The sequence below is a fragment of the Paenibacillus sp. H1-7 genome (assembly GCF_022354825.1).
Lineage (GTDB): Bacteria > Bacillota > Bacilli > Paenibacillales > NBRC-103111 > Paenibacillus_S.
The window spans coordinates 229,488-251,677 of the sequence record NZ_CP031168.1; the positions used below are offsets into that span (position 1 = coordinate 229,488).

19 protein-coding genes and 3 riboswitches are annotated in these 22,190 nt (G+C 53.4%); of the genes, 6 read left to right on the forward strand and 13 right to left on the reverse strand.

Annotated elements, in window-relative coordinates; genetic code table 11:
- Positions 1–17: 17 nt before the first annotated feature.
- The 3 genes from DVH26_RS01065 to DVH26_RS01075 all read right to left on the reverse strand — a co-directional run bounded on the left by DVH26_RS01065 (position 18) and on the right by DVH26_RS01075 (position 2,872).
- The gene (locus tag DVH26_RS01065) at positions 18–551 is read right to left on the reverse strand and encodes a helix-turn-helix domain-containing protein (protein WP_239630760.1); all 534 of its coding nucleotides are present in this window, start codon (positions 549–551) and stop codon (positions 18–20) included.
- A gap of 117 nt (positions 552–668) precedes the next feature.
- On the reverse strand, positions 669–2,222 hold the full coding sequence (locus DVH26_RS01070; RefSeq protein ID WP_239630761.1) for a DHA2 family efflux MFS transporter permease subunit: 1,554 nt from the start codon (positions 2,220–2,222) through the stop codon (positions 669–671).
- Positions 2,223–2,233: 11 nt separating this feature from the next.
- On the reverse strand, positions 2,234–2,872 hold the full coding sequence (locus DVH26_RS01075; RefSeq protein ID WP_239630762.1) for an HlyD family secretion protein: 639 nt from the start codon (positions 2,870–2,872) through the stop codon (positions 2,234–2,236).
- Positions 2,873–3,020: 148 nt separating this feature from the next.
- Here DVH26_RS01075 and DVH26_RS01080 point away from each other — a divergent pair, with 148 nt between their 5' ends.
- Both DVH26_RS01080 and DVH26_RS01085 read left to right on the forward strand, forming a co-directional pair.
- Positions 3,021–3,572 carry an NAD(P)H-dependent oxidoreductase gene (locus DVH26_RS01080; protein WP_239630763.1) on the forward strand — a complete coding sequence of 184 codons (552 nt, stop codon included), beginning with the start codon at positions 3,021–3,023 and terminating at the stop codon, positions 3,570–3,572.
- Between the two features lie 11 nt (positions 3,573–3,583).
- Positions 3,584–4,039: a hypothetical protein gene (locus DVH26_RS01085; RefSeq protein ID WP_239630764.1), complete on the forward strand. Its 456-nt coding sequence runs from the start codon at positions 3,584–3,586 to the stop codon at positions 4,037–4,039.
- Positions 4,040–4,094: 55 nt separating this feature from the next.
- On the opposite strand, the gene DVH26_RS01090 is transcribed toward DVH26_RS01085, so the two are convergent.
- Entirely contained in the window at positions 4,095–4,760 is a 666-nt protein-coding gene (locus DVH26_RS01090) for an MgtC/SapB family protein (protein ID WP_239630765.1), read from the reverse strand.
- A 222-nt stretch (positions 4,761–4,982) separates the two neighbouring features.
- On the reverse strand, positions 4,983–6,767 hold the full coding sequence (locus DVH26_RS01095; RefSeq protein ID WP_239630766.1) for a 5'-nucleotidase C-terminal domain-containing protein: 1,785 nt from the start codon (positions 6,765–6,767) through the stop codon (positions 4,983–4,985).
- A gap of 240 nt (positions 6,768–7,007) precedes the next feature.
- Between DVH26_RS01095 and DVH26_RS01100 the strand changes: the two genes are divergently transcribed.
- Positions 7,008–8,894 (forward strand): FAD-dependent oxidoreductase, encoded by a 1,887-nt coding sequence (locus DVH26_RS01100; RefSeq protein WP_239630767.1) that lies wholly within the window; start codon positions 7,008–7,010, stop codon positions 8,892–8,894.
- Positions 8,895–9,260: 366 nt separating this feature from the next.
- Here DVH26_RS01100 and DVH26_RS01105 read toward each other — a convergent pair whose 3' ends face one another.
- Positions 9,261–10,922 carry a glutamine--tRNA ligase/YqeY domain fusion protein gene (locus tag DVH26_RS01105; protein ID WP_239630768.1) on the reverse strand — a complete coding sequence of 554 codons (1,662 nt, stop codon included), beginning with the start codon at positions 10,920–10,922 and terminating at the stop codon, positions 9,261–9,263.
- 222 nt (positions 10,923–11,144) lie between these two features.
- Positions 11,145–11,831, reverse strand: coding sequence for a 3D domain-containing protein (locus DVH26_RS01110; protein ID WP_239630769.1), 687 nt, complete (start codon positions 11,829–11,831; stop codon positions 11,145–11,147).
- 280 nt (positions 11,832–12,111) lie between these two features.
- Between DVH26_RS01110 and DVH26_RS01115 the strand changes: the two genes are divergently transcribed.
- Complete coding sequence (locus DVH26_RS01115; protein ID WP_239630770.1) at positions 12,112–12,747, forward strand: DsbA family oxidoreductase; 636 nt, start codon at positions 12,112–12,114, stop codon at positions 12,745–12,747.
- On the opposite strand, the gene DVH26_RS01120 is transcribed toward DVH26_RS01115, so the two are convergent.
- Positions 12,714–13,061 carry a DUF3889 domain-containing protein gene (locus DVH26_RS01120; RefSeq protein WP_239630771.1) on the reverse strand — a complete coding sequence of 116 codons (348 nt, stop codon included), beginning with the start codon at positions 13,059–13,061 and terminating at the stop codon, positions 12,714–12,716. The two genes, DVH26_RS01115 and DVH26_RS01120, sit on opposite strands and share 34 nt — an antisense overlap.
- Before the next feature lie 173 nt (positions 13,062–13,234).
- On the opposite strand from DVH26_RS01120, the gene cls reads away from it, so the two are divergent.
- Both cls and DVH26_RS01130 read left to right on the forward strand, forming a co-directional pair.
- Positions 13,235–14,695: a cardiolipin synthase gene (gene cls, locus DVH26_RS01125; RefSeq protein WP_239630772.1), complete on the forward strand. Its 1,461-nt coding sequence runs from the start codon at positions 13,235–13,237 to the stop codon at positions 14,693–14,695.
- A 36-nt stretch (positions 14,696–14,731) separates the two neighbouring features.
- The gene (locus DVH26_RS01130; RefSeq protein ID WP_239630773.1) at positions 14,732–15,580 is read left to right on the forward strand and encodes a DUF72 domain-containing protein; all 849 of its coding nucleotides are present in this window, start codon (positions 14,732–14,734) and stop codon (positions 15,578–15,580) included.
- A 285-nt stretch (positions 15,581–15,865) separates the two neighbouring features.
- On the opposite strand, the gene kdpC is transcribed toward DVH26_RS01130, so the two are convergent.
- The 5 genes from kdpC to DVH26_RS01150 form a co-directional block, all read right to left on the reverse strand.
- Complete coding sequence (gene kdpC / locus DVH26_RS01135) at positions 15,866–16,474, reverse strand: potassium-transporting ATPase subunit KdpC (protein ID WP_239635246.1); 609 nt, start codon at positions 16,472–16,474, stop codon at positions 15,866–15,868.
- Between the two features lie 64 nt (positions 16,475–16,538).
- Positions 16,539–18,566, reverse strand: a complete 2,028-nt coding sequence (gene kdpB, locus DVH26_RS01140) for a potassium-transporting ATPase subunit KdpB (protein ID WP_239630774.1) — start codon at positions 18,564–18,566, stop codon at positions 16,539–16,541.
- Between the two features lie 21 nt (positions 18,567–18,587).
- A complete protein-coding gene (gene kdpA, locus DVH26_RS01145) occupies positions 18,588–20,267 on the reverse strand; it encodes a potassium-transporting ATPase subunit KdpA (RefSeq protein WP_239630775.1) in 1,680 nt (559 codons plus the stop codon).
- A 28-nt stretch (positions 20,268–20,295) separates the two neighbouring features.
- Positions 20,296–20,373 (reverse strand): potassium-transporting ATPase subunit F, encoded by a 78-nt coding sequence (locus tag DVH26_RS37195; protein WP_379459449.1) that lies wholly within the window; start codon positions 20,371–20,373, stop codon positions 20,296–20,298.
- A gap of 184 nt (positions 20,374–20,557) precedes the next feature.
- On the reverse strand, positions 20,558–20,971 hold the full coding sequence (locus tag DVH26_RS01150; RefSeq protein WP_239630776.1) for a hypothetical protein: 414 nt from the start codon (positions 20,969–20,971) through the stop codon (positions 20,558–20,560).
- 124 nt (positions 20,972–21,095) lie between these two features.
- A riboswitch (cyclic di-AMP (ydaO/yuaA leader) is annotated at positions 21,096–21,279 on the reverse strand.
- A 143-nt stretch (positions 21,280–21,422) separates the two neighbouring features.
- Positions 21,423–21,638, reverse strand: a riboswitch (cyclic di-AMP (ydaO/yuaA leader).
- Between the two features lie 336 nt (positions 21,639–21,974).
- Positions 21,975–22,142: riboswitch (cyclic di-AMP (ydaO/yuaA leader) on the forward strand.
- Positions 22,143–22,190 lie beyond the last annotated feature (48 nt).

A 22,190-nucleotide genomic window follows, 5' to 3' on the forward strand; every position in this document is an offset into this window, starting at 1 on the left:
TTAGTCCACAAGAAGCTTTATAATGTCCTGCTTTCATTGAAGCTCGCAATGAGAATAACCGCCGATTCTTCCCCGATATTGGTAACTTTATGGGGGACGCACGCCTGCCACGAAAAGGTGTCCCCTTCCTCGAGCGTATATTCGTCTTCCCCTTGAGAGACGCTGACTTTTCCTTTCAGCACCATATGGCACTCCACGCCTTCGTGGACGCTCTCACCGTTGTCAGGCATGCCGGCCGGAATCTCGATCATCATCAGCCTTAGGCCGCCTTCTTCGCTCAAATGCTCGACTTTCAGCTGATCCTTGTACATGCTGAACGATCTCTCGTCCTTGCGCACCACTTTCATGCGCTCCTCCTGCTTCAGCAAGAGAAAGGCGAGCGGAACCTGCAAAACATTAGCTATAGAATCCAGCGTGGCCAGCGAGGGCGACGTTTTGTTGTTTTCGACGAGGCTCATAAATCCTTGGGACAGTCCGGTCGCTTCGCATAGCTGTCCGATCGTGATGCCTCTCTTTTTGCGTATGGTCCGTATCGTTGCTCCAATCTCCATGATTCCAACTCCATTTGTTCGCGACCAAGGAGAATGCGGATGCAGACCCCCGAATCGAGTTAAGTGCTGCTCTCATCTTATCGAATCGGGGGCGGATTTGCAAAGCAAAGATAGCCTTTATTCCTGCAGAATTTCGACCGGCTTTTCTTGCGGAGATTCGGCGGGCTTGGCCCTTCTCAGGAAGAAAGCGAAGAACAACCCGATCAAAGTAATTAGCGTAGCGACCAAAAAGGAGTCGTTGATGCCGTTAATGGTCGATTGGACCGTGGCCAACGAGAACAGCGTCTGGATGGCCAGAGTACCGCCTGCCTGAGCCGCTTGGCCCGAGGCTTCAGCCAACTGCAAGCCGAACTGATTGATATTGTCGGCAACTAGCGTGTTCGCCGCCGTAAGCTGGTTCGAATAGTCGGCCATATGAATAGTCGTGCGGCTCGACATGACGGTGACGAGGAGCGCCGTACCGATGGAGCCGGCGACCTGCCGTGTCGTATTGGACATCGCCGTTCCATGGCTGCCCAGGGTTCTCGGCAGCTGGTTCAAGCCTGCCGTCTGCACGGTCATCATCAGCAGGGACATGCCGAACATGCGCACGGTGTACAGCAGCATGATGTGATTGTAAGTGGAATCGCTCGTCAGCTTGCTGAATTCGAGCGTAGTGATAGCAGTGATAATCAGCCCGGCAATGGCGAGGGGCCGAGCTCCAATCCGGTCGAACAAGGCGCCGGAGATCGGCGACATGACGCCCATGACCAGCGCGCCCGGCAAGAGCAGGAGGCCGGATTGCAGCGGCGTGAAGCCGCGGATATTTTGCAGGTAGATCGGCAGCAAAATCATCGCCCCGAGCATCGCCATATTGACGGCGGCGCCGATAATCGTGCTCATCGTGAATACGTCATATTTAAACACGCTTAGATTCAGCAGCGGCTGCTTCGCGGTCAGTTCTCTCCAGATAAAGAGGAGGAGGAACAGCACTCCGATGATGAAGCTGCAGACGACTAGAAGGTCCGACCAGCCTCTGCTGCCCGCCTCGCTGAAGCCGAAGAGCAGGGCGCCGAAGCCGATGGTGGAGAAAATGGCCCCCGACGTATCCAGGGAAGGGTACGTCAGCTTCGTAACGTTACGCAGCCATTTGATGGCGAGTAAAATATCGATCACGCCTAAGGGAATCATCGCATAGAACAGGATGCGCCAGGTGTAATTTTGCACGACCCAGCCGGCAACCGTCGGGCCGATGGCGGGAGCGAAGATCATGACGATTCCCATCGTTCCCATCGCGGCACCGCGTTTTTCCGGGGGGAAGACAGCGAGAAACACATTCGTGATCATAGGCATCAGCACGCCGGCTCCGATCGCCTGGATAATCCGGCCGAGGAGCATGATGGAGAAGTTCGGCGCAATGCCGCAGATGAGTGCCCCGACGGTGAACGAAAGCATGGCGAATAGGAACAGCGACCGGGTCCCGTAGCTTTCAATGAGATAGGCTGTAATCGGAATCAGGACGCCGTTGACTAGCATATAAGCGGTCGACAGCCATTGAATCGTTGTGGCGGAGACATTGAAATCGTTCATCATATGAGGGATCGCCACATTGATGAGCGTTTGATTCAAAATGGCTACGAACGCCCCGGCCATGAGCACCGTGAGCGTCTTGCCAACGGATATGTTCTCCATGACGGCCCCCTTTATAGATGAATTCGTACGGAAACGTTCATTCCGGGAACGATAGCCAAACCGTTATATCCATCCAAAGTTATGGTTACGGGAATGACCTGGGTCACCTTCGTATAGTTCGCGTTCGTGTTGGAGCTGGGCAAGAGAGAGAAGGAGCTTGCGGTGGCAAGTCCGACTTTGTCCACACGGCCCGTCAGCGTAGTCCCGGGAAAGGCGTCCGCATAAACGTCCACAGTTTGGCCGACTTTGATGTTGTTGATTTTGGTTTCCTCTATATTAGCAGTGACCCATAAATGATTAAGGTCAAAAGCCCGCGCCAGCGTAGTTCCAGTTGCGACGAACGAGTTCGGAACGATCGACTGCTGTACGATGGTAGCGTCAATCGGCACGGTCAGGTCGACCTTGGCTGCTCCGCCCGCAGGCTGGATGCTGCCTACCCGGTCACCGGAGCGGTAAGCTTTGCCCACTTGTCCGTTCCATTCGACGAGCTGGCCTGAGGCCACGGCGGCAACGGTGACGGGCTGGCCTTCGAACTTGGCGTTCTCGGTCGACACATAGTTGATCGACAGATTGTAGTAGTAAATGGCAGCCCCGGCGCCTCCCAGGATAAGAACCAGAACGATGATGTTGATCAAAATGACTTTGCTCATGGCAATTCCTCCAAGTGTCCTATTTTCTGTACACATTTTCTCCTGTTGGTTAGCCGTTTATGCAACAATTTCTATCGGCTGCTCGGAATCATACTTTGGCGCTTAATGGGGAAAATTGATGAAGAAAGAAAGGACAGGAGGACCCGCCATGAAAATTTACATCGTTTACGACAGCGAGAACGGGCATACGGAGGCGCTGGCCCGGTCCATTTATGAGGGAGCCAAAAGCCACCCTCAAGCCGAAGTTCATTATCATCATGTCAGCGAGGCGAATCCTAACGATACCGTCGGGATGGATGCCATCATATGGGGATGTCCCGGTCACTTTGGAACAATCAGCGCCGGGATGAAAAGCTGGATCGACCAGCTGGGCTATTTGTGGGCTCAGGGCAAGCTGATGGATAAAATAGGGGCCGTATTTTGCACGACGGCAACGGTTCACGGCGGGATTGAGGCGACGATGCTGAACCTGATTACGCCGATGCTGCATCAAGGGATGATTATTGTCGGATTGCCGGGCAATATCCCGGAAAATGCGCTGTACGGCTCGTACTACGGCGTCGGAGTCACCTGCCCTGTAGAAGCCTCGCGCGAGGATCCGCCGAACCTTCCATCGGAGAACGATTTGGCTCTCGGAAGGGCGCTTGGCCTTCGGGTCGCGACGATTGCCGGCAAAATGCAGTCAAATAACCAGAGATAGGACGATCTCTTATGCAATATATCATCTTTGCAGCTATTGCTGTTGTCGGGCTCGCGTTTCTCATTATTTATAATATCCGGGTCGATTCCAGCCGGAAGAAGGCGGAGCGTGCGGCCGCTTCGCAGCCGGCGGACAACCCGGCGGCTTTAAAAGATAAGCCGGAGGCAGCAGCCGGTCCGGACGGCATGGCAGAAGCGGAAGCTAGACCCGCGGTTGAGGCGAACGCCTCCGAATCGCTGGCCGCCGCTCCGTCTAAAGAAAGTGCAGCGGAGGAGACCGTCTCCCGTACCCGGACTACGGGAAAAGAAGCCAGAAGGCACAGCGACCATGATTATCGTGAGGCCTTGCGAAACTTCGGCAGCGCCAATCCGGATCAAGAAGAAGAGAAGCTGGAGGAGCCTCCGCCGAGCCTGTCGAAGGATCAGCAATTCCGGGATGCGCTGCGGTCCATCCAAAACAAGGATTGAAAAACCCGGCTTGCAGGGCGAGACGCCAGCAAGCCGGGTTTTTGCGTTGGATACTCTATTGAACTTCAACGGATTTAATAGCAGGAATATCCTGAATGATGGAGGCGAGCGAGTCTGCTCCCATAGCAGCCGGAAGCTTAACGACCAGCTCCAGCACGATATCGGACGCTTCTTTGTCCGTACCTTCGGCGTGAAACCGAAGCATGGTGATGTTCTTCTCCTTGAGGCGCTGAAGAACCTGCTCGATGCTGCCGGGCTCATCGGTGATCCGAATCGTCACCTGCTCGGTTTTGGGCGAGGCCAGCCAGTTGAAACGGCCGTGCAGCACCATTTGCGCCAGCAAAATGATCAGCGTGACGCCGCCCCCGAGCCAGTACAGCCCGGAGCCTATGGCCATTCCCATTCCTGCGGTAGCCCAGATGCCGGCAGCCGTAGTCAGTCCTTTTACCGTTTGCTTTTGCATAAAGATCATTCCTGCCCCAAGGAAACCGACCCCGCTAACTACCTGTGCCGCGATCCGGGACGGGTCGAGCGATAAGTTGTGCCAGCCGATCTGATCCTGAAATCCGTATTTGGAGACGATCATCATCATGGATGCACCGACGGCTACGACAAAATGGGTGCGGATCCCCGCCTCCTTCATCCGGTTTTTACGCTCATAACCGATAAGTGCGCCGCAGATGCCCGCCAGCAAAACCCGAATCAAATAATCAAATTCCATAAGACCACCTTCCTTGCCAGTTATAGTGTCCATATAATGAATGCGTTACCAACAGTGTGTAGTGGTAATGCATGGGATAGGGGTAAATGGTGTTTCATTATAGTACCATAGCAGGCGGGCAATAACAGGTAAATATTTACAAATAATAAAAACAGTCTTAACCGAAGAGGGGACCTCCGGTAAGACTGTTCATGTAGTATCGGGGTGGGGGATACGAGTACGTTAGCTAACGGGAACGATTATTTCCTGTCCCGGGAAAATAAGATTAGGATTCGCCAACCGGTTCAGCTGCTGTAGGTGCTGCCATGTAGTGCGATATTGCTTGGCGATCTTCCACAAGGAATCGCCGCTTTTCACGACACAGACGGAGGATGCAGGGGCAGTCACGGCCGGCGCTGGTGCCGGTGTTTGAGCCGGTGCCGGTGCTGGAGTCGGAGCGGATGGCGTAGGAGCCGCAGCTGCGCCTGTCTTAACGGTAATGCGGCCTTCCGTTTTCGGCTCCACAGCGCCTTTTTTCTGCAAATACGCGATCACCGATTCTTCCAGCGAAGAGAAATCGTTGGCGATAGGGTAATTTTGGAACATCGTATATTGGTCGCCTCCGGCGGCCATGAAGTCGTTAGTGGCAAGCAAATAATCTTTTTGAGGGTCGATAGGAGCTCCCTTTACCATGACTTCGCTGACACGCTGTCCTTTTGCCTCGCTCTGATCCAAGACGAAGGTGAGGCCGCCTACATGAGGAAAGCCCCCAAGCGGCTCCGGATAGCTGGATACGCCGAGCTCGAGAGCGGCGACGATATCGGACCCCTTCACCTTCTTCGTCTGGATGTAGTTCCCGAACGGAAGTACGGTGATGACCTGTCCTTTGGTGATCGGACCGGCTTCAATGGAAGCGCGAATGCCTCCGCCGTTCGTTAAGGCGACATCGGCACCCGTCTCATCGAGCATCGCATCGGTAATCAGGTTGCCCAAATTCGATTCTCCGACGCGAACGACCTCACGTTCACCTATGAGCTTCACGGATGTAGAGCCGACAACCTGCGACAGAACGGTATCCTGGCTCTTTTTCACCTCATCGATAATGGACAGGACGGCCGGGTCGGCCTGGATCGTATTGGCTGCCGGTCTCATCGTAAGGCTGGCCGTCTTGCTTTTCAGCTTGGTTCCGTCAAGCGTCAGCTCCACCTTGCCGATATTCTTGCTGTACTCGCCTGTCTGCGCAATAAGCACGCTGCCTACGTTCATGCCTTTTTCCAGCACGGTGTGGCTGTGTCCGTCAATAATAACGTCGATGCCGGGAACCTGCTCGGCTACCTTAATGCTCGTATCTACGCTGGACTTGTCGACTCCGAGATGAGCGAGGGCTATGACGATATCGGCCTTGTCCTTCAGCTCGGCCACTACGGCTTTCGCCTCTGCCGCCGGATCGGCGAACGTAATGCCTTTGACATTGTTCGGGTGCGTCTTGTAAGCGGTCTCCGGCGTCGTCAAGCCGAAGATGCCTACCTTAACGCCGCCCACTTCCTTAATGATGTACGGTTTAAGCAGGCGAGAGCCGTCCGCTTTCTTTACGTTGGCGCTGAGGACGGGGAATTTGGTCATTCCGCTCAGTTCGACCAGCCGGTCGCTGCCGTAATTGAAATCATGATTGCCAGGAGCCATGGCGTCGTAGCCGATCGTATTCATAATTTTGACGATGCTTTCCCCGCGTACGAGATTGGCGATCGTCTGGCCGTGGAACGTATCTCCGGCGTCGAGTACAAGGGTGTTCGGGTTGGCTGCCTTTTGCTCACGGATGATCGTGGCCAGCTTGGCGTAGCCGATGGAATCTGTGCTTTCCTCTACCCGGCTGTGGATGTCATTGGTGTGCAGGATCGTGATGGTTTTCGTTGTTCCGGCCGTCGTACCGGTCTTATCGGCAGCCGCCGCGGGCATTACTGTCGCCGCTCCAAGCAGCAGCCCCAACATCGTAGAAAGCCATGCGCTTCTTTTAAGCATACTTGACATAATCCCTCCTTGTTCAATATCCATTGCATTGTATCAAGGGAGTGTTAAGGGACAGACCTTCTTGTATTAAAATACGGTAAACATTCATAAAATATGAAAAGGGCGGCGCATTCGCGCTCAAGGCTGCCGAGCCAGGCGGGGGGCGGGCTGGAGCTTAAGAAAACGATTGAAATCCAGCCGAAAATCCGTTAGGATTTGATTGTATTTCACACGAAATCCGGGGGAACGGTGACAGCCAATTTGAATCTGAAAAGATGGATAGAGACACCCAGAAACATTAAGCACATGCTAGGAATGGGCGCTGCGCTCGGAGTTGCGGGAGGAGCCATCGCTGTGCTGGGCTATTTCGGGCTGCATCGGGACAGCGACGGAAGCTTTACGTTGAATCCGAATTTCAGCTATACCCCGGAGGTCGTCGTTGTCGGCACGGAGCTGGAAGGGATGTATTTGGCGCAAAGAGCGAAGCAGGAAGGTCTTGACGTGCTCATCCTGGAGACGAAAGCGGGCCTCGGCGGCCAGCTGCTGCAGGGAGAGATGCTTTACCTGGACGGGACTTACGACGATCAGGGACAACCGTTGGCTCAAGGCGGGATGAAGGAGCTGTTCCGGCAATACGAGCGCGGGGATATTCGGAGAAAGGCCGATTTCGCCGGGTATTTTCATCGGCTGGTCGACCGGATTCCGCTGGAGAAGTCCGTCGTTCTGGAGGATGTGCAGACCGAGAGCGGAAAAGTCGTGGAGCTTCAATATGTGAACCGGAACGGGAAGAAACGGTCCGTACGACCGGATTACGTCGTCGATAACTCGGATGACGCCTCCCTTATCCGCACTTTGAAGGTAGAACCCTTCCAAGGATTGGAAGCGCTTTACGGGTCGAAGGAACGGGAATATATGAGCGCGACCTACATGATGAAGTTCAAAGGCGTCGATTGGCATAAGTTTTACAGCCACTTCTGGAGTATAGGCAAGGCGCAGCGGGAGCACCTGTACGGACCGGAAACGTACGTTGATGCGAATATTGCTTACGGTTTTCCGCCGATTGTGTCGGCTTACGAGCTAAGAAACAAGGAATGGCTGAATTTGCGGGGACTTAATATTTTGAATCAAGGCAACGGAGAGATTGTCATCAACGCCTTGCAGGTTTACGGCGTCGATCCGAGCCAAGAAGACACGGTCCAGAGGGGAATGCGGCTGACGAGAGAAGAAATGCCGTATATCCGCGATCATTTGCGCAAGCATATCGTCGGCTTCGAGAATTTGGAACTGAACGGGGAACCGGCCTACCTATATATAAGAGAGTACAACCATTACCCGACGGAATACGTCATGCAGGCGTCCGATATTATGAGCGGGCGGATGTTCTGGGATAACGTCAGTATCGGCGGTTATTTCCTCGATATTCAGGGCTCCCGCTCGAATCGGGAAGGGCTTGCCATCGGGCGTCCGGACAAATACGGCATCCCGCTCGGCAGCTACCTGCTGAAGCCGTACGACAATGTCGTGACGGCCGGCAAGCTGGTCGGCTCCTCCGCGGTTGCTTACGGCAGCACGAGGATCCAGCCGAACGGCGCTATCGCGGCCGAATCCATCGGCGTGCTGATGGCCCAGATGCAGGGGAGAAGCCTGAAGTCTGCGGACAAGGAAGATATGGAGCGGCTTCATAACCGGATGGAGAGCCGATACGGCGTGCAGCTCAGGCCGCAGAAGGCCGCCAACAAAATCGCCCACTTGTCCGAGGAGGAGAAGCGGAGCCTCGATGCGGGTGCATTGACGCTGCTGCCGGGAAATACGGTAGCGAAGCATCTGCCTTTTACCCGGATTTATGCGGACGGCAGGGAGCTTCCTTTTCGGGGAATCAAGCCGCTGGTCATCCGCGGGATGCCTTGGGTTCCGCTCACCCAAACCTTTCGAGCGCTCGGGATAGAGGATGCGAAATATGACCCGGTAGCGAAGCGGATCACGTATACGGAGGAAGGGCGTATGAGGGTAATTGAGCAGCCGCCGGTGCACATATTGAACAATTTTGTGCTGACGGAATGGGCTTGGGTAGCCGATGCGCTCGGGTACCAGTGGCAGTGGAACGAAGCGGACCATGTGCTGACGGCTCATAAAGCGTTCCGTCCCTAGAGGCTATAGGCGACCAATTTTTTTGCTCAAAATATAAGCGCTGTTGTCGCGATTTCGGACGGTAGTTCCGTTATTCTACCAAAATCAGTGCTTTTTCGAGAGTGATCGGACCGTAGATCCTTTATTTCGCCCCAATACGCGATTTTCGTATGAAAAATAGGCAAATAGCGGACTCTCAGTCCGATCGCACTGCAAAAGCAGCATCATTCCAAGGAAAAGCGGATCTTCTGTCCGATAGACCTCCTCCGAGTCCATGAACAGGAGGCGGGTCACTGCACTAGCCTACCGAACGCAAGGGTCTTCTTGCAGGACAAAAAAATCCAGTACCGTGAAGGTACTGGATTTTTTCCTCTTGCCGCCCAAGCCTTACAGCTCAAACGAGCTTTTCAGCGAGACGATTCGATTGTATACAAGACGGTCCGGCTTGCTCAGTCGGGAATCCACATTAAAGTATCCGTGGCGGAATATTTGGTACTTGTCCTGCGCTTGCGCATCCTTCATGTTCGGTTCGACGAAGCCGTGAACGACTTCGAGAGAATTCGGGTTGATATGCTCCAGGAAGTTGTCGCTGTCGCCTTTCTCCTCATCGAGGATGAGCGGCTCGAACAAGCGGAATTCCGCCGGGAGCGCATGCTTGGCATCGACCCAGTGGATCGTTCCTTTGACCTTGCGTCCGGTGAAGCCGCTGCCGCTCTTCGTCTCCGGATCGTAGGTGCAGTGGATTTCCACCACGTTGCCGTCGGCATCTTTGATGAAATCGTTGCACTTGATGAAATACGCGTTCTTCAGGCGCACTTCATTGCCGGGGAACAAACGGAAATATTTGTTCGGCGGATTTTCCATGAAGTCGTCCTGCTCGATATAGATTTCGCGGGAGAACGGAATTTGACGGTTGCCCATCTCCGGATTTTCCGGATTGATCTCCGCGTCGAGCTTTTCCACTTGATCCTCAGGATAGTTCGTAATGACGACCTTAAGCGGGCGCAATACGGCCATCGTACGAGGAGCCTTCAGCTTCAAATCTTCACGGATAAAATGCTCCAGCATCCGCTCATCGGCAACGCTGTAGCTCTTGGCGACGCCGGTCTCGCGCACGAAGTTGCGAATCGCTTCCGGCGTGTAGCCTTTGCGGCGCAACCCGCTGATCGTCGGCATCCGCGGATCGTCCCAAGCATCGACGATTTTATTGTCAACCAGCTGCTTCAAGAAGCGCTTGCTCATGACGGTATTCGTAATATTCAAACGGGCGAACTCGTATTGTCTAGGCTGATGCTCCATTTCGCATTCGGCTACCACCCAATCGTAGAACGGGCGCTGGTCTTCGAACTCCAGCGTACAGATGGAATGGGTCACGCCTTCGATAGCATCCTCCAACGGGTGAGCGAAAGCGTACATCGGATAGATGCACCATTTGTCGCCGGTATTGTGATGCGTCGCGTGGGAGATACGGTAAATGACAGGGTCACGCATATTGATGTTAGGGGAGCTCATGTCGATTTTGGCGCGCAGCACCTTTTCCCCGTCCTTGAACTCGCCGTTGCGCATCCGCGCGAACAGATCGAGGTTCTCCTCAATGGAGCGGTTGCGGTGAGGGCTGTCTTGTCCCGGCTGGGTCAGCGTACCGCGGGTCAAGCGGATTTCGTCGGCGGACAAATCGTCTACGAACGCCAAGCCCTTCTTGATCAGCAGCACGGCGCGGCTGTACATTTCCTCGAAATAGTTCGAAGCAAAGAACAGCCCGTCCCATTCGTAGCCGAGCCAGGCGACGTCTTCTTTGATCGCTTCCACGTACTCGGTATCTTCTTTTAACGGATTCGTATCGTCGAAACGGAGATTGGTTCTGCCTTTAAATTCGTCCGCCAATTCAAAGTTCAGCAGGATCGATTTGGCATGGCCGATGTGCAGGTAGCCGTTCGGTTCCGGAGGAAAGCGGGTAACAATCTGGTCGACTTTGCCGGATTTTAAGTCTTCAATGACAATGTTTTTGATGAAATGAGATGATGCAGACGAGGTTTCCAACAGAATCAACCTTTCTTTCGTTATAGTTTATCTTAATATAATACACAAAATTGCATGGAAATATAATGGTTCCGCCTCTTAAACTATGATTTTTTTGAGTACCGGCAGGATTTCGGCGGTCTGGAGGGGAGGATGCGGAGCACAAGCAGTGCCCAGCGCAAAAAAATCCCCCGTACGGCTCAAGTACACCGGACAGGGGACATAACCAATTAGTGCGCTGCAGAACGCGGGCTAGGATAGCACGTAGACTTTCACGTTCTTTTTCACCCCAAAGTTGACGGCTTGCTTCAGATCGTCCATAAACACGTCTATTCGCGCGCCTTTTACGGCGGAACCGGTATCTTCAGCGGTACGGATGCCGATGCCGTCAATAAACACGGTCGTGCCGATAGGGATAACGGAAGGATCGACGGCTATCGTGCGGCCTTCCTCGGCCTTGCTGCCGCTGTAGGTAATGCCGTAGGCGGGGCTGGACGGGGTTTTTCCCGTAGATTCCTTACCGGCCGTATAGGCGGTTAGAGTGGAGCTGAGCACCTGCTTGACGACCTTTTGCTGCCCGTCGGGCAAGGGAATAACCGCTTCGGACGATGGAATCGTCAACTGCTGGCCAACGGACAGATAACGCGCTTCGGTGATGCCGTTTTCGGCCATAATAGCCGCTATGGAGATGCCGAAGTCGCGGGCGATTTTGTATAAAGTGTCCCCGGAGTTGACCTGATAGACTATCGGCTGCGGGGCTTCCACCGTCTCCGGAACCACAGGCTCCTGCTCAGGATAGTACGTTGTCGAGTAATATTCGGACATGTCGGCGTAATCATCCATTACGTGGTAGGCTTCCGCTTTCCCCGCAGTCATCATCAGGCTTGCGAACAAAATGGAAGGGAGAAGCAGAACGATGTTCAAACGTTTACGGAACATGGATCGGTAACCTCCTTACCTTGCGTAAAAAATAGTAGAATCGCGATTGCTAGTACTAGACTTACCGATTTTGATAGATTCTAAACCCTAGGTACGAAAAACAATCGTTCGATTCATAAATAGAGGGCGGCGAAACCGGAGACGGGAGGAGGATGGCGCGGGAAGTTGTTCTGCAGCTTTCCATGCGGTATAGTACGAGTAGATAGCACAGCATGGGATCGGGATGAGGGTTGACGATTCGTCACGAACAGGCTGTCCGAACTCAGGGAGGATAAGTTGGATGAGAATAGAGCTGTTTCACGATACGGTGTGCCCTTGGTGCCGAATAGGCAAGCAAAATATGCTGACGGCTTTGAGCGAATGGACAGGGGAGCCGGTTGAATTGAGCATCCGCGCGTATATGCTGGACGCTTCGATACCGGTCGAAGGTCTTCCGTTCAAGGAAACGATGCAAAAGAAATTCGGCGGTCAGGTTGATCTGAGCCAGGTATTCTCGCAGGTGACGGAAGCGGGAAAAGGCGCTGGACTAGCGTTTGATTTCGACAAGGTTGGCTTTATGCCCAACACCCGCATGTCGCACCGTCTGATCGCAATCGTGCAGCAGGAAAGCAAGCTGTCCATGCTGGAAGCAATCAATAAAGCGTATTTCGAAGACGGCCGGGATATCGGAAGCCTGGAGGTGCTGCTTAAGCTGGCACAAGAAACCGGTATCGAGACGGCGGGGCTTCGTGAAAGATTGACCGGCGGAGAGGGCGAGGAAGAGGTTGCCCAGGACCTGGCATATGGACACGACGTAGGAATAACCGGCGTGCCGTTCTTTATTATCGACGGCAAATATGCGCTGACGGGAGCGCAGCCGCCGAGCGTATTTACGCAAGTGCTTCAAAAAATCGCAGAAGAGAAATCGAACGGCTGATAGAACGACGGCAGGTTCAATTTGTTCATGCGGATGGAGAGCACTTCCTCCGTATCGTTGCGGAAGCGGATGCGGACGATGACGCCGAATTCTCCGCTGGGGTCCTTCAGCCATAGCCGGAATGACTCCTCGGAAATATCGGGACTGATCGGCTTGCGCCCGAGATGCAAATAATCGATGATATCTGCGTTGTACCTCTTCTTCGTTTCTTGTACGGCAAGCGCGCCCCATTTGGCATAAGCCGGTTCGGCGTGCAGCCGGACAGGCATACTGAAAGCAAGCAGCATCATGAACAGGCATACAAGGATACGCATAGTATCGAGCCCCCTTATTTGAGAACAGAAAGATAGTTTAGTATGCCACATCGGCAGCCAAATGTTGCGTACGTCCTGAGAAGGAACCATGAACCATGCAGTCCTGTCTTTTTTCAGGCGTTGTTGGCAGCATAAATAAATGATGAAGTCGATCAAATCGGAGTGAGCGGTTCATGCCTGTGTGGATGGTAGGCTTATGGAAAACCATTAATGACTGGATTCCTGTCATTAACCTGGTTTTCGCTGTAGCGATTATTTTTTTGGAGAGGCGCAATGTGGGCGTCACATGGGCTTGGCTCATGGTGCTGCTGCTGCTGCCGATCTTGGGCTTTATTTTATATATTTTCCTTGGGCAAAACTTAGCACGGCAGAAGGTGTACCGGATCCGACCCCGGATGGAAAGGCGCGTCAGAGAGGAGATGGAGGAGCAAGCCCAAAGCCTTCAGCGCAATACGTTTGCCTTCCACGATCCTTCGGTGCAGGAATACCGCCGGCTGATTTATATGAACCTGGTCAGCGGCTATTCGCCTCTTACGCAGAATAACGAAGTGACGCTGTTCACCGACGGGGTCGAGAAGTTCGAAGCGCTGCTGCGCGAAATCGGCCAAGCCAAGCGCCACGTGCACTTGCTCTACTATAAGCTGGGCAACGACGAGACCGGGCGGCGACTCATCCATGCGCTGACGGTCAAGGCGAGAGAGGGCGTGAAGATCCGCCTTTTGTATGACGATATAGGGTCGCTTGGCGTCAACCAGAAAATGTTCGCTGCGCTGCGGGCTGCAGGCGGAGCGGTGTTTCCCTTTTTCCCGGCCAAAATCCCGTACTTGAATTTCCGCCTCAACTACCGTAATCACCGGAAAATCGCCGTCATCGACGGGAAGGTCGGGTTCGTCGGAGGCTTCAACATCGGGGACGAATACTTGGGGAAAGACCGCCATATCGGCTATTGGCGCGATACGCATCTAATGCTGCACGGGGACGCCGTTCACCGGCTGCAGGTGCAGTTTCTGCTCGATTGGGGGATCGCCTCCAACGAATATTCGACCGTAGAGCCGGTCTTGTTCCCGGATATTAGGGAAACCGCTACGACCGCGGTACAAATCGTATCGAGCGGACCGAGCTCGGAGACGCAGCAGATCAAGAACGGCTATATCAAGTTTATTTTCGAGGCGCAAAAGCGAATTTATATTCAGACGCCGTATTTCATTCCGGACGACAGTGTGCTGAACGCGTTGAAAATTGCCACGCTGTCGGGGATCGATGTACGGATCATGATTCCGAAAAAGGGCGACCACCGGCTCGTCCACTGGGCGTCACTTGCTTATTTGGGCGAGCTGCTGCGCGCCGGCGCCAGCTGCTACCTGTATGACAACGGCTTTCTCCATGCGAAGACGATGGTTGTCGACGGCCAGGCTGCTTCCGTAGGGACGGCGAATATGGACCGCCGCAGCCTGGAGCTTAACTTTGAAGTGAACGCCTTTTTGTTCGATCCGGATGTGGCTTCGCGTCTGGAGCATATTTTCGAGCAGGATATCCGGCACTGCAAGCTGCTGACTTGGGAGCTGTACAGCAAACGGCGGCTGCACAAGCGGATGGCGGAATCGATGGCGAGGCTGCTCTCGCCGATCTTGTAACCTAATCAACCCTTTTCAAGAGCAAGAGGTGAGAAAATGATACGCATCGGACTCGCCGGCTGGGGAGATCACGACGACCTGTATGTACAGGGAACCCCGGCGCGGGACAAGCTGAAGGTGTACAGCAAGCATTTTCCTGTCGTAGAGGTGGACAGCTCGTTTTACGCGGTGCAAAAAGCCGAGCTCTACGAAAGGTGGGCGGCCGAAACGCCGGCCGGGTTCGCCTTCCTTGTCAAAGCCTATCAAGGAATGACCGGACATTTGCGCGGAGCCAATCCGTTCTCCGATAACGACTCCATGTTTAGTGCGTTCAAGGAGTCGATAGAGCCGCTCCGGGAAGCGGGCAAGCTTAAGGCGGTATTGTTTCAATACCCGCCGTGGTTCGAGTGCGACCGCAATAACGTGGCGCTGCTGCGGGCGGCCAAAGACCGGATGGACGGCATTCCGCTCGCGCTGGAGTTCCGCCATCAAAGCTGGTTCACCCCGGAGATGAGGGACAAGACGCTGTCCTTCATGCGGGAGGAAGGATGGATCCACAGCATTTGCGACGAGCCGCAGGTGGAGCCGGGCTCCGTGCCGACGGTGCTGCAGCCTACGGACAAGAAGCTGACCGTCGTCCGGTTTCACGGACGGAATGCAGCGGGATGGAGCTCGGGCGGAGGCTCGAACTGGCGCGAGGTGCGGTATTTGTACCGGTATAACCGGGAGGAGCTGCTGGAATGGTGCGAGCACTTGCGCCTGCTGGAGCGGGAAACCGAGGAGCTATGCGTCATTTTCAACAATAACTCGGGCGGCGACGCGGCCGAGAATGCCGTGGAATTTATGAAGCTCCTGGGACAGGAGCCGGGGGAGCTGGCGCCGAAGCAGCTCGATTTGTTCGATTAGCCGGCGTGCCAGCTGCTTGTGCGGGACAATAGAAAGGGGCTGGGAGGTAATGTTCCTCCAGCCCCTTAGCGCACTTCCTACCATAGCTGCTTTCCAAACCTTCACCTGACAAGCACCTTCCGTTAGCTTCGAATGATTTTACGCGTTCTTACTAGTCCACTGTGTTCATTCAATTCCACTTTATGAGGTTCCCCTGACATAGCAAAAAAGCGGCAGCAGATTTACAAATCTGCCAACCACTTTTTTACCAAAAATCCATTTCACTATAGGCTATCATCAGCCGACTTATTTCTTCAATAGCTCACTCAAAGCGATATTCAGCTTCAACACATTCACTCGCGGTTCGCCGAATAGGCCCAAATCCCGGCCTTCCGTATTCGCTTGAACGAGCGTATTCAGCTGGTTGACGGACAATCCGGTCAGCTTGCTGATCCGCGGAATTTGCACTTGGGCCGATGCCGGAGTGATGTGCGGATCGAGTCCGGATCCGGAGTTCGTTACCAGGTCGATAGGAAGTTGGCTGACAGGGACGTCCGGATTATTTTGCTTCCACGCCTCGATAGATTCCTCGGTCCGCTTCAGCATATCCGGATTGGAAGGAGCATAGTTGTTCGTCCCGGAAGCTTCCGCTTTGTATTCGATACTGGATACCCGGCCCTGAAAATATTTCGGATCGGTAAAGTTTTGACCGATCAGCTCAGAGCCTACGACTTGGCCGCTGCCGTTCTTGAGCATGCTGCCATTGGCACGGCCAGGCATCAGAACCTGAGCTACTCCTGTAGAAACAAGCGGATATACGACACCGCATAAGACTATGAATACAAGGCTGCTGCGAATAGCTGTCCCGAGAGAGAATCGGGCGGAATCCGCACTGTGATGGGCCGATTTATTCATCCTTTTCATACCTTTCTTCTCTATAATAGGGTGCCTGCCGGATTCTATGTCCGACAGCAGCCGGTTAAATCCACAGATGGACGATCAAGTCAATCAGCTTGATTCCGATGAACGGTACAACAACGCCGCCAAGGCCGTAAATAAAAATGTTGCGCTGCAGAAGCTTGGTAGAGCTCATCGGCTTGTAAGTCACACCCCGCATAGCGAGCGGAATCAGCAGCGGTATAATAATGGCGTTGAAGACCAGCGCCGATAAAATGGCCGACATCGGAGATCCCAGCTTCATGATGTTGAGAGCTTCCATTTGCGGGATCGCCAGTGTGAACATGGCCGGGATGATGGCGAAATATTTGGCTACGTCATTGGCGATACTGAACGTGGTCAGAGCGCCGCGCGTCATAAGCAGCTGCTTGCCGATAGCTACGACCTCGATAATTTTCGAAGGGTCGGAATCCAAATCGACCATGTTGGCCGCTTCCTTAGCGGCTACTGTACCGCTGTTCATGGCTAGGCCGACGTCAGCCTGTGCTAGAGCCGGAGCGTCGTTCGTTCCGTCCCCGGTCATGGCGACCAGCTTTCCTTCGGCCTGCTCCCGGCGAATGACGGCGATTTTATCCTCGGGCTTGCTTTCCGCGATGAAATCGTCCACACCGGCTTCGCGAGCAATCGTCGCCGCCGTCAATGGGTTATCACCGGTACACATAATCGTTTTGATCCCCATTTTGCGCAGCTGGTCGAAGCGTTCCTTCATCCCCGGCTTCACGGTATCCTTCAAATAAATCAAACCGTAGATCGTATTGTCGACGGCCACGGCAAGAGGCGTTCCGCCTTCCTTGGCTATGGCGTCGCTCTTGGCGCTCAGATCGGCAGGCACCGTACCGCCTTGAGACTCAACCCATTTGCGTACCGCATCGACGGCGCCTTTGCGAACATGGCGGCCGTCCTTCAAGTCGATGCCGCTCATCCGGGTTTCGGCTTTAAATTCGATGAACTCTCCGCCGTCAGCCAACGCTTCGGAATACGACAAGCCCTGTTTTTTCATCAGCTCCAGAACGGAGCGGCCTTCCGGCGTTTCGTCCTTAACCGAGCTGATGGCCGCCCATTCGGCCACGGTGCTTACTTTTTCCGAGCCGACCGGCGTGAATTCGCTCGCCATCCGGTTACCGAACGTGATCGTTCCGGTCTTATCCAGAATCATCGTATTGATGTCACCCGAGGCTTCCACCGCTTTACCGGACATGGCCAGCACATTGAACTGCGTGACACGGTCCATACCGGCTATCCCGATGGCTGACAGCAATCCGCCGATCGTCGTTGGAATCAGACAAACAAGCAGTGAAATGAGAACGGGAATCGATAGATCGATTTCCAGAAATTTAGCAATCGGTGCCAAGGTTACTACAACGATCAGGAAAATAAGCGTCAAGCTGGTTAACAGTGTGTTCAAGGCGATCTCGTTCGGCGTTTTTTGTCTCGACGCCCCTTCTACGAGAGAAATCATCCGGTCCAGGAACGATTCCCCGGGATCACTCGTAATTTTGACCTTGATGCGGTCGCTGACGACGCGGGTCCCTCCGGTGACGGAGCTGAAGTCGCCCCCGGCTTCTTTAATGACCGGCGCCGATTCCCCGGTAATGGCAGATTCGTCGACGGAGGCAAGGCCTTCGATCACTTCGCCGTCGCCAGGAATCATCTCGCCTTGAGCGACGACGACGATGTCGCCTTTGCGAAGCTCCGAGGAGGAGACCTGCTTTACTCCGCCGCCAACGACTTTGTTGGCCGTAATATCTTTTTTCGTCTTTTTCAAGGAATCTGCCTGGGCCTTGCCCCGTCCCTCGGCCAAGGCTTCGGCGAAGTTGGCGAACAAGACGGTGAGCAGCAGGATGAAAAAGACGGTGAGACTGAAGCCGATACTATCCGTGCCGAAGTAGCCCGGGAACAAGACCATCAGCAAGACGATGAACGTTCCGACCTCGACGACGAACATGACGGGATTTTTCATCATTGTGAGCGGGTTCAGCTTGATGAAGCTGTCTTTGATGGCGCTCGCGACGATATCTCCGGTTAGCAATTTTTTTCTATTCGCACTCATATTGTTGTTCCACCTTTTCTATTAACGGATCGTGAGATGCTCGGCAATAGGGCCAAGCACAATCGCCGGCAGGAAGGTCAGCGCGCCGATGATCAGTACCGTACCTACGAGAATTCCAACAAACAGGCCGTTATCCGTACGGAACGTGCCGATCGTCTCCGGAACCCATTGCTTGCGAAGCATGGAGCCTGCGGCGGCGAGCAGCGCGATCATGGAAATGTAGCGGCCGAACAGCATGACAAGCCCCGTCGAAATATTCCAGAACGGCGTATTGTCGCCAAGACCTTCAAAGCCCGAGCCGTTGTTGGCAGCGGATGAAACATATTCATACAGCACCTGCGAGATGCCATGGAACGTAGGATTGGTGATCGCTGCTTTTCCAACCTCGGTAACAAGAGCGAGAGCCGTAGGTGCAAGGATAATGAACGGGTGCGCCAGGATGGCGATGGCGATCAGCTTCATCTCGCGCGCTTCGATTTTGCGTCCCAAAAACTCCGGCGTGCGCCCGACCATCAAACCGGCCAGGAAGACGGCCAATATCGCATACATCAGCATGTTCACCAGTCCGACGCCCTTGCCGCCGAATACGCAGTTGAGCATCATCAGAGCCAGCGGAGTAATGCCGCCAAGCGGTGTCAGCGTATCGTGCATGTTATTGACGGAGCCTGTTGTCGCAGCAGTAGTAACGGTAGTAAAGAGCGCGGACTGCGCGATGCCGAACCGGACCTCTTTGCCCTCCATGCTGCCTTGCGACGCGTCGATGCCAAGCCGGTTCATGACCGGATTGCCGTTCGATTCCGATACGTAAACAAGCGATAAGAACAGCAGGAACAAAATCATCATCGCCGAGAAAATAACCCAGCCCTGTTTGCGGTTTTTGGCGAACAACCCGTACGTGTAAGGCAAGGCGGCGGCCAGCGACCACATGGACAATATTTCAATGACATTGGTCAGCGGACGCGGATTCTCGAAAGGATGAGCCGAGTTGACTCCGAAGAATCCTCCGCCGTTCGTGCCCAAATGCTTGATCGATTCTAAGGATGCGACAGGACCGATAGCGATTTGCTGCTCCTGACCCCCGAGACCGGTGACGGTGATGGTAGGCTGCAGTGTTTGCGGAACTTGAAGCGCCACCAGCACCAGCGTAATGACAAATGCAAACGGTAGGAAGACGCGCGTATGAGCCTTCACGAAATCCTCGAAAAAGTTGCCGATCGTCGTTCCTTTGCTCGTAATCGCGCGGACAAACGCTATCGCTACGCACAGTCCGGTCGCCGCCGAGGTAAACATCATCATCATGATGACGGCCATTTGCGAGAAATAGGATAGTCCGGTCTCACCGCTGTAATGCTGCAAATTCGTATTGGTCATGAAGCTGATGACCGTATTGAAGGAGAGTGTCTCCTCCATATTGTCGATCCCGTTCGGATTCATCGGGAGAAATTTTTGGATCCGCAAGATCAGGTAGCTTATAGCCACAAGAACGATATTGGTTGCAATGAAGCTGAATCCGTACGTCTTCCAGGTCATCCCTTTAGGGTCTTTCAGACCGATCAGGGCGAATATCGGCTTTTCAATGAAGGAGAACCATTTATCGGTTCCATTCGCTTCATTCCGAAATACGTTATACAGGTACGTGCCCAAAGGCTTAACAAGCAGTACCAGGATTACTATCACGACGGCAATTTGCAAGATGCCCATAGCTCAAAAAAGCCTCCTTAGGTTGCTCCTAAAATTTTTCAGGATAGATCAGCGCATACACAAGATAGAGAAAGATAAACAAAGTAAAAATCGCAACGACTATCATTTTCGCTCACTCTCCGGTTCCTGAATCACTCTGCCGCACCAGGATAAAAAACCGCTGAACAGTGCGTAAGTGACGGCCAGCGTCAATACCATATACAGATCCAACATCGGTATCCCTCCAAAGCTTTCAATAGTAAGGTAAGGCATTCCCCGCATTCCGGTCTCAGCCTCCAGTTAAGGCTCTACTATTCCGGCCGCTGCGAGGCCAGCAAGAAAGATACATCGTGACTATTCGTATGAATCACAAAGCTGGCTCCAAGCGCCCTATAAATCAGCCTGGGATTGACGGAATGCGTAATGACGTAAATCGGCTCCGAGGTCCACATATGGCACACCCGGATATAGCGGCAGCACAAGTTCAGGCTGCTTTCGAACAAGTACACTTTACCTACGGGAAGCTCGGGCATCACCCATTTTCTCTCCTCGGTAGTATCTACCAGAATAAAATGCTTTACTCCGATTTCCTCCAGCCGCGCTGCTTCCGACTTGCTGTTGACAAGTGCTGCGAAAGGAAGCTTCTGCAGCATTAATTTGCGGATGAAGGCTTCGCCTGTTTTGTTTGAGGCTGCAACCAGAATGAACTGCTGGCGTTGTTCCATACGACTCCTCCTACTTCGGTCAGAAAGAGAAGGCAACAAAAAAGAAGCCTGCAGGCTAGAGAAGAACTCTTCCCGTGGCTTCTTAAGGCACAGTGAATGAACCGTGTCTTATCGCACGACAATCGTTGCCTCTCTCGATACGCTTACGAGGTTAGCTGCCGGATTCGGGCGTGAGAGTCGCCCTACACGAGAGCATGCGCTAGCCTGCTCCTGTGATTCACCCCAATGGAAGCCCGATAGAAAAGTAGCTTTCGAGCTTCCGGTGGTTCCCCCGTTCCTTCCTATGAAGGACTCAGCGAAAAAGATGCAAAATATGGTTGGAAAACATCATGTTTGTACTTTCGGACAGAAAAAAGCCACAGAGGTCTAAGCCCTGTGGTCGCCGGTTCCGATCACAAGCTTCATCATCCTCTCTTCTTTGACAGCCCATATGCCTATTAAAAGGATAAGATAGCTGCCTTTCCAACGCTTACGAGGTTAGCTGCCGGATTCGGGCGGTGAGAGTCGCCCTACCCATGAGCATTTTGTGAGAAATTCTCATAGGATTCACCCCAGTGTCGACGTATCGGCAGCTCTCACACCGCCTTAACGCAACACGATTTTTGGTTCCCCCGCTTTCCTTGTGTCACAATATATAGGACAAAAGGAAACTCAGCGATTCGATAGTGGAAACTTTGTATGTCAATTCATGAGTTGAATCATACGCCGGACGCTTGTTACTGTAAAGAAACCCTGCATGCGAAATGGGGAACTTAAGGGGGATTCATGCGGCAAACAAGAATCAGATCTCGAAAATTCTCCATATAGCTTCGTTTATCTTGCGTTTTCTCCAAAAATGTGAGAATCAGCGAATAATGAAGCATTCGGAACGATATTCGCTGTCTTATCACAATGATTTCGTTTTCATGTGCAATTCCCGTCAAAATATTGGAAATAATCGCCGGATTCCGGTTTTACATTACTTGGGTTTGGGAGTAAGATTCATTTCAACAACAGCATAATGCAAGCTTTAACGTTGAATTCCCGAATAGGGAAGCGGGGGAACCAATCGAAGCGGCAATAAGCAGCTTCAAGGGGTGAATCTTGGGGCATTAGCTTCTATTGTTCCTGAGTAGGACACTCTCAAGTCCGAATCCGACAGCTAACCTCGTAAACGTGATTGAGAGAGAACCGCGACCGCAAGCTTATTTTACTGTGTAAAAGCCCGGAAGCAGAGTTT

What these genes read in the sequence shown, in the direction of transcription:
- DVH26_RS01065 (WP_239630760.1), bottom strand. Translation starts at nt 551, where the DNA reads ATGGAGATTGGAGCAACGATACGGACCATACGCAAAAAGAGAGGCATC.
- DVH26_RS01070 (WP_239630761.1), bottom strand. Translation starts at nt 2,222, where the DNA reads ATGGAGAACATATCCGTTGGCAAGACGCTCACGGTGCTCATGGCCGGG.
- DVH26_RS01075 (WP_239630762.1), bottom strand. Translation starts at nt 2,872, where the DNA reads ATGAGCAAAGTCATTTTGATCAACATCATCGTTCTGGTTCTTATCCTG.
- DVH26_RS01080 (WP_239630763.1), top strand. Translation starts at nt 3,021, where the DNA reads ATGAAAATTTACATCGTTTACGACAGCGAGAACGGGCATACGGAGGCG.
- DVH26_RS01085 (WP_239630764.1), top strand. Translation starts at nt 3,584, where the DNA reads ATGCAATATATCATCTTTGCAGCTATTGCTGTTGTCGGGCTCGCGTTT.
- DVH26_RS01090 (WP_239630765.1), bottom strand. Translation starts at nt 4,760, where the DNA reads ATGGAATTTGATTATTTGATTCGGGTTTTGCTGGCGGGCATCTGCGGC.
- DVH26_RS01095 (WP_239630766.1), bottom strand. Translation starts at nt 6,767, where the DNA reads ATGTCAAGTATGCTTAAAAGAAGCGCATGGCTTTCTACGATGTTGGGG.
- DVH26_RS01110 (WP_239630769.1), bottom strand. Translation starts at nt 11,831, where the DNA reads ATGTTCCGTAAACGTTTGAACATCGTTCTGCTTCTCCCTTCCATTTTG.
- DVH26_RS01115 (WP_239630770.1), top strand. Translation starts at nt 12,112, where the DNA reads ATGAGAATAGAGCTGTTTCACGATACGGTGTGCCCTTGGTGCCGAATA.
- DVH26_RS01120 (WP_239630771.1), bottom strand. Translation starts at nt 13,061, where the DNA reads ATGCGTATCCTTGTATGCCTGTTCATGATGCTGCTTGCTTTCAGTATG.
- cls (WP_239630772.1), top strand. Translation starts at nt 13,235, where the DNA reads ATGCCTGTGTGGATGGTAGGCTTATGGAAAACCATTAATGACTGGATT.
- DVH26_RS01130 (WP_239630773.1), top strand. Translation starts at nt 14,732, where the DNA reads ATGATACGCATCGGACTCGCCGGCTGGGGAGATCACGACGACCTGTAT.
- kdpC (WP_239635246.1), bottom strand. Translation starts at nt 16,474, where the DNA reads ATGAATAAATCGGCCCATCACAGTGCGGATTCCGCCCGATTCTCTCTC.
- kdpB (WP_239630774.1), bottom strand. Translation starts at nt 18,566, where the DNA reads ATGAGTGCGAATAGAAAAAAATTGCTAACCGGAGATATCGTCGCGAGC.
- kdpA (WP_239630775.1), bottom strand. Translation starts at nt 20,267, where the DNA reads ATGGGCATCTTGCAAATTGCCGTCGTGATAGTAATCCTGGTACTGCTT.
- DVH26_RS37195 (WP_379459449.1), bottom strand. Translation starts at nt 20,373, where the DNA reads ATGATAGTCGTTGCGATTTTTACTTTGTTTATCTTTCTCTATCTTGTG.
- DVH26_RS01150 (WP_239630776.1), bottom strand. Translation starts at nt 20,971, where the DNA reads ATGGAACAACGCCAGCAGTTCATTCTGGTTGCAGCCTCAAACAAAACA.